Below are 11364 nucleotides of genomic sequence, written 5' to 3' on the forward strand. Positions count from 1 at the left end.
GGCTGGCAACACGGGTCTGGCCCTAAATAGGAATCATTCCTATTTAGGGTTAGACTCGGTGTGTTGCTAACGCTTCTCAATAACAGATCCGAGGTATTCCCGTGCGCCGTTCCGCCGCCACTGTTCTCCTGGCCGGCCTCAGCAGCCTCCTGCTGAGCGCCTGCGGCCCGACGTCGGGCGACCGGCCGGGTGCCGGCGACGGCGTCGTCGAGGTGGTCGCCTCCACCAGCGTCTACGGCGATATCGTCCGCAGCGTCGGCGGCGACAAGGTGCGGGTCACCTCGATCATCAGCCGGACCAGCCAGGATCCGCACTCCTACGAGGCCACGACGCAGGACAAGCTGGCCGTTTCCAAGGCCGAACTGGTAGTGGAGAACGGCGGCGGCTACGACGACTTCCTGGACAAGCTGGCCGCGGACACCGGGCTGGATAAAAAGAACCTGCTCAACGCCGTGAGCATCTCCGGCCTGGTCTCCGGATCCCCGGCAACCTTCAATGAACACGTTTGGTACAGCCCCGGCGCGATGAGCCGGCTGGCCGATGCGCTGGCGGAGAAGCTGGCCGCCCTGGAACCCGCCTCGGCCGGGGAATTCAAGAGCAACGCCGCGGCGCTGAAGAAGGAGCTCGGCGGCCTGGAGACCCGGCTGTCGGGGCTCAAGGCATCGGCGGCCCGCGGCGGGGTCGCGGTCACCGAGCCCGTGCCGCTCTACCTGCTGGAAGCGGCCGGCCTGGAGAACCGGACGCCGGCCGAATACAGCGCAGCCATCGAATCCGGCTCGGACGTTCCACCCGCCGTTCTGCGCTCCGCCGTCGACGTGGTGAAGTCCGGCGGGATCCGGTTGCTGGCCTACAACCCGCAAACGGAAGGCCCGCAGACCCGGGCGCTCAAGGACGCCGCCGTCGCCGCGGGCGTTCCGGTGGTGGACTTCAGCGAGACCCTGCCGGAAGGCAAGGGGTACCTGCAGTGGATGTCCGCAAACGTGGACCACCTGGCCCAGGCCCTCAAGCAGAGCGGAAAAACCCGTTGACACCCGTCGTCAGCCTGCGCGGAGCCTCCCTCACGTTCGGCGACCGGACCCTGTGGGAGAACCTGGACCTGGACATCAATCCCGGCGAGTTCTTCGCCGTGCTGGGGCCTAACGGCAGCGGCAAGACCACCCTGCTTAAAGTCCTGCTGGGTTTGCAGGACCTGAGCTCCGGGACGGCCACCCTGGACGGCCAGCCCATCGCCCGCGGAAGCCGGCGGATCGGGTATGTCCCGCAGCAGGAGTCGTTCGACCCGGACACCCCGCTGCGCGCCCGGGACCTGGTGGGCCTCGGCGTCGACGGTCACCGCTGGGGAATCCGCCTCGGCGGGGGCAGGGTGAACCGCAGGATCGACGGACTGCTCGCCGAAGTGGGCGCGCAGGACTACGCCAAGGTCCCGGTGGGCAAGCTCTCCGGCGGCGAGCAGCAACGGCTGCGGGTGGCGCAGGCCCTCGCCACGGACCCCAAGGTGCTGCTGTGCGACGAACCGCTGCTGTCGCTGGACTTGCATCATCAGCAGGCGGTCAGTGCGCTCATTAATAAGCAGTGCCACGAGCAGGACAGCGCCGTGGTCTTCGTGACGCACGAGATCAACCCGATCATGGACTACGTGGACCGCGTCCTCTACCTGGCCGGCGGGCGCTTCCGCGTGGGTACGCCCGAGGAGGTCATGACCACCGAGGTCCTGTCCGATCTGTACGGCAGCCATGTCGAAGTGATCCGCGCCAACGGCCGGCTGATTGTGGTGGGCCTGCCGGATGCGACGACGCACCACCATGAGGACGCCCACTCGGTGGCGGGGGAGGTGGGCTAGATGGACCTGGACAGCGTGATCCATGCGATCTTCAACTTCGAGAATTACGGTGAACTGCTCAACCTGGTCCAGAACTCCCTCTGGGCAGGCGCGGTGCTGGGCCTGCTCGGCGGCCTGGTGGGCACCTTCGTGATGAAGCGTGACCTTGCCTTCGCGGTGCACGGCATTTCCGAACTTTCCTTCGCCGGCGCGGCCTTCGCCCTGCTGGTCGGCGCCGACGTGGTGCTGGGCTCGCTCGCCGGCTCGGTGGTGGCGGCCCTGCTGCTGGGGCTGATGGGGGTCCGGGCCAGGGACAAGAACTCGACCATCGGGGTGCTGATGCCGTTCGGGCTGGGCCTGGGCATTCTCTTCCTCTCGCTCTACGAGGGGCGTGCGGCCAACAAGTTCGGCCTGCTCACCGGCCAGATTGTGTCCGTCGGCACGGTGCAGCTGCAGGTGCTGGCCGTCGCCGCCGTCGTCGTCATGCTGGCGCTGATCGCCATCTGGCGGCCGCTGACCTTCGCGAGTGTGGACCCCAGGGTGGCCGCGGCGCGGGGCGTCCCGGTGCGCGGGCTGGCGCTGGGCTTCATGCTGCTGCTGGGCGTGAGCGTGGCACTGTCCATCCAGATCGTCGGCGCGCTGCTGGTGCTGGCGCTGCTGATCACTCCGGCCGCCGCGGCCCTGCGGGTGACCTCGTCGCCGCGGCTCGTGGTGCTCCTGAGCGTGGTATTCGCAGTGACGGCAACCGTTGGCGGCATCCTGCTGGCACTCGGCGGCCGGCTCCCGATCAGCCCCTACGTGACCACGCTGTCCTTCCTGATCTACGTGGTGTGCCGGGTGATCGGTGGAATCCGGGACCGCCGCGGCTACCACGGCCGGATTGTCGCGCCGGCAACATGACGCACCGGATTGAGGATCACCCGGGGCCCGGGTCCTTACCTTGGCACGCCGGCGCCGAACGGCGCGAGCTCAGGACGTCGGCGCCGCTGGGCCAACTAGCGTTTGCGGCGTGCACGATAGTGGTGGAGGACCCGGAGGAAGTCATCGGATGAGAGTCCTTCCAGCGTCAGTCCAAAGACGCCTCCGCGTCCTACGAAGAGCTTCTCGACGAGGGCCGCGTCCGATGGCGATTCAGTGAGGATCCAGCGGGCGAAGTGGGGCGTCAGGTGTTGGAGATGCTTGCATCGTTCATGCATCTCGTCCCCTGCGCTGTAACCGGTGCCGATCACCAGATCGTGCTGCCGGCTTCGTTGGACCTGTCGGAGAGCCTCTCCGATGAGCAGGACTTCCTCGACCGCCCGCAGGGAATACTCCTGCGCGGCAAATTCCGTAAGTCCGACGGGCGCGGTGAGTCCGAGTGCCGTGTACGCGTCCAAGATAATTTCGTAGTTGTAGGGCTGAAACGTGAGGAAGTCCCGGATAAAGCGCTCACCCGAGAACTTGGATTGGATTCCCCGGACAAGGCTCTCGGTTTTCCCATGCTTATGCCAACGGCTCGGTTGCGGGGTGCCGTCGTGCAGGCTGATCTCCATCGCCTCTGCAAATGGTCCGTCGGAGCGCAGGTCGCGGTCGAAGGCAGCCAGGGTTTCCGTTGAGAACGTGCCGAAAGACTTGAGCCCTTCCGCTATTTGGGTCCTCCTATGGCCGCGCTCCCACTCCCGCAGTTGCGCCGAAAACAGGGCGGCGTCTCGGCGGCGTTCCGCCGTCAGTCCAAGGGCCAAGAGTCTTTCCTCGGAAACATTGGCCGACCACTCGGCCTTAAGCCGGTCCTCGTCCGCCGTCGACAGCCGGAACTCCGCCCACACGCGTTCAGCCACTCCGACAGGATCCGGGTCCTCTCGCCATCATCCAGCTCGTCCATGGACCCGATCCTAAGGGCCGGTCATCGAATTGTGCTCGGAACCGGTGTTTTAGGACCGATAGCACCAGTCGAGATTTGCTAGTTGCCGGCCTGCAGGGCGGTGCACTCCGGGCACAGCCCGAAGATCTCCACGGTGTGCTCAACGGCGGTGAAGCCGTGCTCGCTCGCGATCCGGGCCGCCCAGGCCTCGACGGCGGGCGCTTCGACCTCAACGGCCTTGCCGCAGTTGCGGCAGAGCAGGTGGTGGTGGTGGCCGGTGACCGCGCAGCGCCGGTAGACCACCTCGCCGTCGGCGTTCCGCAGCACATCCACCAGGCCGTCATCGGCGAGCGACTGAAGGATCCGGTAGGACGTGGCGAGGGAGACCGAGGTACCCCGCTCCTGCAGGATGCGGTGCAGTTCCTGGGTGCTGACGAAGTCGGCCAGTTCGTCCAGGGCGGCGCTGACGGCCAGGCGCTGCTTCGTGACGCGCTGTTCCTTGCCCGGTTCCTTGGCCGGTTCCTTGGCCGCCGGCTGTCCGTTCGGGCCAGCGGCGGCGGTGCCGGCCGGCGCCTGGCTGCCGCCGGTGGGGGCGCCCTGGGACATGGGGAAACTCGCTTCGCTGGTGGTCATACTGCGGGAATGGGCAAGGTCCCAGATTACCAGCCGGAGATCGTGGACACCGCTTCGCAGGGCGCCATAGGCTGGCCGGATGAAGCTTACGAAATTCACCCACGCCTGCGTCCGCCTCGAAAAGGAAGGCCGGGTGCTGGTGCTGGACCCGGGAACGTTTTCCGAAACTGAGCAGGCCCTCGCCGGCGCCGACGCCGTCCTGATCACCCACGAGCACGCGGACCACATCGACGTCGACGCCGTTTCGGGCGCCCTGCTGGCAAACAAGGAACTGCAGCTGTTCGCTCCCGACGGCGTGGCCTCCCAGCTGCGCGGCAAGGCGCCGGATGCTGCAGAGCGGATTTCCACGGTGGCCGCCGACGAAAGCTTTGAGGCGGCCGGCTTCGCCATTCGGAGCTTTGGCGGCCAGCATGCGCTGATCCATCCGCAGATCCCGGTGGTCGCGAATGTCGGTTTCCTGGTGGATTCCAACGTCTACCACCCGGGGGATTCCTTCGCGATTCCGGACGGCATCGAGGTGCAGACCCTGCTGGTGCCCATCCACGCGCCGTGGAACAAGGTGGGCGAGGTCGTGGACTTTGTTATCGGCGTGCGTGCGCCGCGGGCTTTCCCCATCCACGACGCCCTGCTCAACGACGCGGGACGCGGCCTGGTGGAAGCACACGTCACCCGGATTGGCGCCAGGTACGGCACCGAATACCGGCACCTTTCCAGCGGCGAATCCGTGGAGGTCTAGCTTCCCCCGTCGCTCACTCGGGCCACACGCCGCTCGCAAAGAAGCCGCGGATGGTCTCCTGGTGCGGTGCCGGGTCCAGGCCCTGCGACTGCAGCCACTCCGGGCTGTAGTAGTTGCCGGAGTACCGGTCGCCGGCGTCGCACATGAGGGACACAACGCTGCCGCGCTTCCCCTCGGCGATCATCTGGGCGATCAGCTGCCAGACACCCCAGAGGTTCGTGCCGGTGGACGGGCCGGCGTGCAGCCCGGCGTAGTCACGCAGGTGCCGCATGGCCGCCACTGATGCGGCATCGGGCACCTGGATCATGTGGTCGATCACGGCAGGGACGAAGCTTGGCTCCAGCCGGGGACGCCCGATGCCCTCGATCCGGGACGGCAGGCCCGGGGCTTCCGTCCCGGCGTCGCCCTTGCGGCTGGCCAGCCAGCCGGGGAAGAACGCGGAGTTCTCGGGATCGACGACGGCGAGCTGCGTGTCGTGCCGCTGGTAGCGCAGGTAGCGGCCGATCGTGGCGCTCGTCCCGCCGGTGCCTGCGCCTACGACGATCCAGCGGGGGACCGGGTGCTCTTCGAGGGCGAGCTGGCCGAAGATCGACTCGGCGATGTTGTTGTTGCCGCGCCAGTCGGTGGCGCGCTCGGCGTAGGTGAACTGATCCATGTAATGGCCGCCGGTGCTGCGGGCCAGGTCCTCGGCTGCGGCATAAACCTCCGAGGCGTGATCCACCAGATGGCAGGAGCCGCCGAATTGTTCGATCAGTGCGATCTTCTCGCGGCTGGTGGTCCGGGTCATCACCGCGATGAACGGCAGTCCGAGCAGCTGTGCGAAATACGCTTCGGAGACGGCCGTGCTGCCGCTGGAGGCCTCCACGATGGTGGTGTCTTCGCGGATCCAGCCGTTGACCAGCCCGAACAGGAACAGCGAGCGGGCCAGCCGGTGCTTGAGGCTTCCGGTGCGGTGGGTGGACTCATCCTTGAGGTACAGCTGGATGCCCCACTGCTCCGGCAGGGGCACCGAATATAGGTGCGTGTCGGCTGATCTGTTGTTCTCGGCATTGATCCGGCGGATGGCTTCGTCGGCCCAATCCCGGTCCTGCTGGCGCGCTTTGGTCACCGCCCCAGCCTACCCGCGGCGGTGCATGGCCAGCGGAGGCGGGAGCCCCGTTACAGTGGGCGGATGGACACCCTCATGACTGTCGCCGAACTCAAGGATCGTTTGGACTCCGGCGCGCGGACCGTGCTGCTCGACGTTCGCTGGGCGCTCGGCGACCCGCACGGGCGGGAGCATTACGTGGCGGCGCACCTTCCGGGGGCGGTCTTCGTGGACCTTGCCACAGAACTTGCCGGGCCGGCCGATCCCAGCCGGGGACGCCATCCCTTGCCGACGCTGGAGCAGTTCCAGCAGTCCGCGCGCAGCTGGGGTGTGCAGGTCGGTGATGTTGTGGTGGCCTACGACGACACCGGCAACCTCGCGGCAGCCAGGCTCTGGTGGATGCTGCGCAACGCCGGTTTCCCCGAGGTCTGCCTGCTCGACGGCGGCCTCGCCGCCTGGCGCGCGGCCGGCTTCGGCGTCGAAACCGGCGAACCCGTCGTAGAGCCCGGCGACGTCGTACTGTCCGACGGCGCCATGCCGGTGATCGACGCTCACGACGCTGCCGCGTGGCCCGACCATGGCCTGCTGCTCGACGCCCGCGCCGGGGAGCGGTACCGCGGCGAGATCGAGCCGGTGGATCCGCGCGCCGGGCACATCCCCGGCGCGGTGAGCGCGCCGACCACCGGAAACCTTGAGGCGGACGGCCGGTTCCTGCCGGCAGCCGCGCTGCGCGAACGCTTTGCTGGCTTCGGCGTGCAGGCGGACCGGCCCACTGCCGTGTACTGCGGCTCCGGGGTGACCGCTGCCCACGAGATCGCCGCGCTCGAGCTTGCGGGCTTCCCCGCGGCGCTGTACCCAGGCTCGTTTTCGGAGTGGTCCAACAATCCTTCCAAGGCCGTCGTCACCGGTGCGGCTCCCCAGGGTGATGGGTCACAAAGCAGCCGGACAGCCGCGCAGTGACCCAGCGCAAGATACATCGGATGCTTTTCGGCTAGGCGGCCCCCTTCACTGCTGAGCCGATGCCCACCTTGGCCGCGACGGGGTGCCCGATTTTCTCCCGGTACCGGATTCTCCTGCCGTGGAGTTCTCCAGCCGGGGCCACGGTCTTCCCGTCAACATTGCGGCGCTGTTCCGGCCGCAGCACCAGGTGCGCGCCGCTGCCTCTGCCGGGCAGCGGGGGTGCTGTGGAGTGGTAGGTGTGGCCAGTGGGGGTGGTGAGCTGGAAGGTGTGCCGCCCCGGCCCGGGTCTGGGCTGGGCACTCCAGCCGGGGGTTTCTTTGGCGTGGTTGCAGGCTTCGCAGAGTCCCGCGCCGTTGCTGAGGCTGGTCGTTCCGCCGTCGTGCCAGGGGACGATGTGGTCCAGGTGGCGGATTGGCGCGTCGCAGTACGGGGTGCGGCAGGTGTGGTCCCGGACCTGGATGAAGCGCCGGAGCCCTGCGGGGAAGATGCGGGCCCGGGAGTCCATGGCGGTGAGTTCGCCGGTGGCCGGGGCGGTGTAGAGGCGGCGGAGCCAGGTGGTAAAGGCGCGTTCGTTGGCTTGGCTGTCGGCGGCAGCAGTCGCATTGCCGTCCGCGGTGGTGGTGGGGGTGCCGACGCCGACGCGGGTGGGCGCGTCCTGGAGCAGCTTCCGCGCCCACCCTGCGGGGACAACACCGTAGCCCGGCAGACGGGCGGGTTCGCTGTCGCCTTGGAACAGGGTGCGGTCGGTCATGACGAGTTGGATTTCGACGCCGCTGATCCCGCCGGCTTTTCCGGTGGTGCGTTCGACGAGAGCATCGGCCATCAGTTGGTCCCGGGAACGGGGGTCGCCGGCGGAGCGCAGGGCGTCGGCGTGCTGGGTGAGGGCAGCGTGCACGGCGACACCGGCCGCGACGGGCAGCAAGGCGGTGAGGTAGCACATGGTGTCCGGAGCGGGGCGGAGACTGACGTGCCGCTCGGTGGCAGCGTGGGCGGCGCGTTCGGTCACCGTGCGCGGGTCCCGCCGGTACGCTGCGGCCTTGGCCGCGGAGGTGATGGTCCGGTCTCCGGCGCCGTCGAAGGTCCCGGTATCGGCGGCGAGTTCCTCGTCCACGGCGGCCCGGTCCGCCGCGGACAGGCAAGCGGTTTCTTTGACCAGGAGGGTGGCGCGCCATTCATTCAGCCGACCGGTTTCCAGGGCCGCGAGCGTGTGCGGCATCTCGGTGACCAAGGCCCTGGCGAGGCCCAGCAGTCGGGAGCCTTTGGCCGGGGATTCCCGCCGGGCGAGGGCGATCTCGGCGGCAACTCCGGCCCCGAGCTGGTCTGTTGGCATCCCGGCGTCGGCCCGCCCCCGGCGCCGCAGCAGATCGAACGCGACCGACAACCGGGCCTGCCGGGCCGCTGCGGCGGATTTGAGGTCCTCCAGGGAACGGATCTCGTCGATGAGGTGGGCCGCACTCACCGGGGGCGGCAGTTCAGCCGAGAGCCGGATCAGCTCAGCGACCGAAAACGCCCGTTCCGGCGCGGGAACCCGCCGCGCCGGATCCATGTCGAGCTGCCGAATGCCTTCCATAGGTCAATGTTCCCAGTGGCCTACGACATTTAAGCCCGCCTCCCGCAAGGTCAACCATCCCGGCTGGCGCCGACCACCACCACCCCGCAGCCCGGCGCGGGCCTCCACCGCGGTCAGCGTCCGCCCTGCCCGCACCTGCCGGGTGATTCGGATCCGCAGGAGTAGGATCTGCCGATGGACATTCGACCTGTCGGACCTGAGGCGGCCATCGGGGAATCTGATGAACCCGCAGAGTACCGGGTCCGCATCTGGACCCCGGCGACCATCGAGGGCTACTCATGGATGCTTGACGAGTGGGATGTCCGGGACGCCCCCGACGTTGTCGCAGCAATCGGCTGGGCGGAAGCCAAGGCGGCGGGCCGCCCGGTGGAGATTTTCGTTAAGTGGATGGAACGGGCACTTCCACGCGACGGCGGACCTGAGGATGTGCCGCGCATGACCCGCGTCTTCGGGACGCCGGGCGACAACAATCCGACGACGGAAACGATCGTCTTTGAGACCGGTGTAACTAGCGCCAGTTAGGATTTCAGGTCTATGAATCGTCCCCAGAAAGTTGTGGCATACATCGTCCGGGATGGCTGTGTTGCAGTGATTCGGCACGTCGATTTCCCATTGGAACAGACCGGTTTGCAGGTACCGGCTGGAACTATCAGGCGGGCAGAGCTGCCTGAGGATGCCGTCCTGCGTGAGGCTTTCGAAGAAACGGGAATAGAAAACCTCAGGATCGTAAAGTATTTGGGAGCTGGCGAATACGACATGCGCCCATACGCCGATTCGATCCATGTACGCCACTATTTCCAAATCGCTGCCGATGATGCTGATCTGCCTGAAAAATGGGAGTGGCAGGAGAGCCATGATGGCGTCGGGAAACCCACACGCTTTGAGGTTTCCTGGATCAAGTTAAAGCACGCCCATGTGCTTGCAGCTGGACAGGGAGCGTTCATCGGGCGTATCGCTCATGGAAACGGGTGATCAAAACGATCGTCTTTGAGACCGGTTGGCTTCATCACCGCGCATCCTTTGCACCCGCACGAAAGTGGCAGAGCGCCTACTTCCGGGGGTAGCGTCGAAACATGACTCCAGGACGCCCCGTACCGCCGCCCCTCGCCAAGCCGTTGCCCGACCTCAACGACGCCCAAGCTCATAATGACGGCACCGCCGCTCCCACCCTCGCAGCCGCCTACGGCGCCACGGCCCCCGACAGCGGCCTGGTTCCGCTGACCGTGGCCCGGCGCGCCCCCAAGGAGGACGACGTCGAGATCGCCGTCGAGTTCTGCGGCCTTTGCCACTCCGATGTGCACGCCAGCCGCGGCGAATGGGGCGGCAACACCTACCCGCTGATCCCGGGACACGAAATCGTCGGCCGCGTCACCCGGGTGGGTTCCGCCGTCGACGATTTCACCGTGGGGGAGCGCGTCGGCGTCGGCTGTATGGTCGATTCCTGCCGCGAATGCGATAGCTGCCTGGACGGCCTGGAGCAGTACTGCGAGAACGGCATGACCGGCACGTACGGCGCCAAAGACGCCCGTAACGGGGACGCCATCACCCAGGGCGGCTACTCCACCTCAATCGTCGTGGACCGCAACTACGTCCTGCGGGTCCCGGAGGGCATGGATCCGGCCGCCGCGGCACCCCTGCTCTGCGCCGGCATCACCACCTACTCGCCGCTGAACCACTTCGAGGTCGAGGAGGGCGACGTCGTGGGCGTCGTCGGCCTCGGCGGCCTCGGCCACATGGCGGTCAAGATCGCCAAGGCCATGGGCGCCGAGGTCACGGTCTTCACGACGTCGGAACGGAAGTTCGCAGCCGCCCGCGAACTGGGAGCCGACCACGTTGTCCTCTCCACGGACCCGGCCGCGATGGAAGCCGCCGACCGCAGCATCGACGTCATCATCGACACCGTCGCCGCGCCGCACGACCTCAACCCGTACTTCCGCACCCTGCGGGTTGATGGAGCCCTCTTCCAGCTGGGCCTGCCCTCGGAAGCCATGCCCCCGGTGAACCCCGGCGCCCTGATCCGGCGCCGGATCGCCTACGCCGGCTCGCTGATCGGCGGCATCGCCGAGACGCAGGAGATGCTGGACTTCTGCGCCGAACACGGCGTGGTCTCAGACATCGAGCTGGTCCGCGCGGACCAGCTGAACGAGGCCTATGACCGCATGGTGGCCGGCGACGTGAAGTACCGGTTTGTCCTGGACGCCAGCACCCTGGGGTCCCCGGCGGAAAAGGCTGATGCATGAGCACCTTGTTCACCAAGATCATCAATGGCGAGATCCCGGGCCGCTTTGTCTGGCGCGAGGACGACGTCGTCGCGTTCCTGACGGTGGGCCCGCTGGCCGACGGCCACACGCTCGTGGTTCCCACCGAGGAGGTGGACCGCTGGACCGACGCCTCCCCGGAGGTGCTGGCCCGCGTGATGGAAGTTGCCCGGAAGATCGGCGCGGTCCAGGTGGACGTGTTCGACGCCGCCCGGGCAGGCCTGATCGTGGCCGGCTACGAGGTCAACCACCTGCACGTGCACGTGTGGCCCTCCAACTCGATGGCGGACTTCGATTTCGGCTCGGTGGATCAGCACCCGGACCCGGCCCGGCTCGATGCCAACGCGGAGACGCTGCGTGAGGGCCTGCGGAAGGCCGGCCACGCGGAGCACGTCCCCGAGGCCTAGTTCCAAGGGAGGCCTAGTTCCCAAGTTCTGGCGTCGGCGCAGTACTCCCCAGGG

The 11364-nt window shown here is 67.6% G+C and carries 13 protein-coding genes; 9 read left to right on the plus strand and 4 right to left on the minus strand.

Going from position 1 to position 11364, the window contains the following annotated elements:
- Positions 1-101: 101 nt before the first annotated feature.
- The 3 genes from AC1DK9_RS04860 to AC1DK9_RS04870 are packed head-to-tail and all read left to right on the plus strand — an operon-like array spanning position 102 to position 2719.
- Complete coding sequence (locus AC1DK9_RS04860; protein WP_476915158.1) at positions 102-1028, plus strand: metal ABC transporter solute-binding protein, Zn/Mn family; 927 nt, start codon at positions 102-104, stop codon at positions 1026-1028.
- Positions 1025-1840: a metal ABC transporter ATP-binding protein gene (locus AC1DK9_RS04865; RefSeq protein ID WP_476915159.1), complete on the plus strand. Its 816-nt coding sequence runs from the start codon at positions 1025-1027 to the stop codon at positions 1838-1840. Before AC1DK9_RS04860 ends, AC1DK9_RS04865 begins: the two co-directional genes overlap by 4 nt.
- Entirely contained in the window at positions 1841-2719 is an 879-nt protein-coding gene (locus tag AC1DK9_RS04870; protein ID WP_476915160.1) for a metal ABC transporter permease, read from the plus strand.
- A 95-nt stretch (positions 2720-2814) separates the two neighbouring features.
- On the opposite strand, the gene AC1DK9_RS04875 is transcribed toward AC1DK9_RS04870, so the two are convergent.
- Both AC1DK9_RS04875 and AC1DK9_RS04880 read right to left on the minus strand, forming a co-directional pair.
- On the minus strand, positions 2815-3636 hold the full coding sequence (locus AC1DK9_RS04875; protein WP_476915161.1) for a hypothetical protein: 822 nt from the start codon (positions 3634-3636) through the stop codon (positions 2815-2817).
- Between the two features lie 122 nt (positions 3637-3758).
- Positions 3759-4292 (minus strand): Fur family transcriptional regulator, encoded by a 534-nt coding sequence (locus AC1DK9_RS04880; protein ID WP_476915162.1) that lies wholly within the window; start codon positions 4290-4292, stop codon positions 3759-3761.
- A 79-nt stretch (positions 4293-4371) separates the two neighbouring features.
- Here AC1DK9_RS04880 and AC1DK9_RS04885 point away from each other — a divergent pair, with 79 nt between their 5' ends.
- Positions 4372-5028, plus strand: a complete 657-nt coding sequence (locus tag AC1DK9_RS04885) for an MBL fold metallo-hydrolase (protein WP_476863182.1) — start codon at positions 4372-4374, stop codon at positions 5026-5028.
- Between the two features lie 13 nt (positions 5029-5041).
- Here the strand turns inward: AC1DK9_RS04885 and AC1DK9_RS04890 are convergent, their stop codons facing one another.
- The gene (locus AC1DK9_RS04890) at positions 5042-6136 is read right to left on the minus strand and encodes a PLP-dependent cysteine synthase family protein (RefSeq protein WP_476915163.1); all 1095 of its coding nucleotides are present in this window, start codon (positions 6134-6136) and stop codon (positions 5042-5044) included.
- 63 nt (positions 6137-6199) lie between these two features.
- Here AC1DK9_RS04890 and AC1DK9_RS04895 point away from each other — a divergent pair, with 63 nt between their 5' ends.
- Positions 6200-7075 (plus strand): sulfurtransferase, encoded by an 876-nt coding sequence (locus AC1DK9_RS04895; protein ID WP_476915164.1) that lies wholly within the window; start codon positions 6200-6202, stop codon positions 7073-7075.
- 31 nt (positions 7076-7106) lie between these two features.
- On the opposite strand, the gene AC1DK9_RS04900 is transcribed toward AC1DK9_RS04895, so the two are convergent.
- A complete protein-coding gene (locus AC1DK9_RS04900; RefSeq protein WP_476915165.1) occupies positions 7107-8645 on the minus strand; it encodes an HNH endonuclease in 1539 nt (512 codons plus the stop codon).
- Positions 8646-8819: 174 nt separating this feature from the next.
- Between AC1DK9_RS04900 and AC1DK9_RS04905 the strand changes: the two genes are divergently transcribed.
- The 4 genes from AC1DK9_RS04905 (at position 8820) to AC1DK9_RS04920 (ending at position 11310) form a co-directional block, all read left to right on the plus strand.
- Positions 8820-9167 carry a hypothetical protein gene (locus AC1DK9_RS04905; protein WP_476915166.1) on the plus strand — a complete coding sequence of 116 codons (348 nt, stop codon included), beginning with the start codon at positions 8820-8822 and terminating at the stop codon, positions 9165-9167.
- 12 nt (positions 9168-9179) lie between these two features.
- Positions 9180-9617: an NUDIX hydrolase gene (locus AC1DK9_RS04910; RefSeq protein ID WP_476915167.1), complete on the plus strand. Its 438-nt coding sequence runs from the start codon at positions 9180-9182 to the stop codon at positions 9615-9617.
- 101 nt (positions 9618-9718) lie between these two features.
- A complete protein-coding gene (locus tag AC1DK9_RS04915; RefSeq protein ID WP_476915168.1) occupies positions 9719-10885 on the plus strand; it encodes an NAD(P)-dependent alcohol dehydrogenase in 1167 nt (388 codons plus the stop codon).
- Complete coding sequence (locus AC1DK9_RS04920; protein WP_476863189.1) at positions 10882-11310, plus strand: HIT family protein; 429 nt, start codon at positions 10882-10884, stop codon at positions 11308-11310. The genes AC1DK9_RS04915 and AC1DK9_RS04920 overlap by 4 nt, the downstream gene beginning before the upstream one ends.
- Positions 11311-11364 lie beyond the last annotated feature (54 nt).

It is taken from the genome of Arthrobacter sp. 01T414 (genome assembly GCF_056398965.1).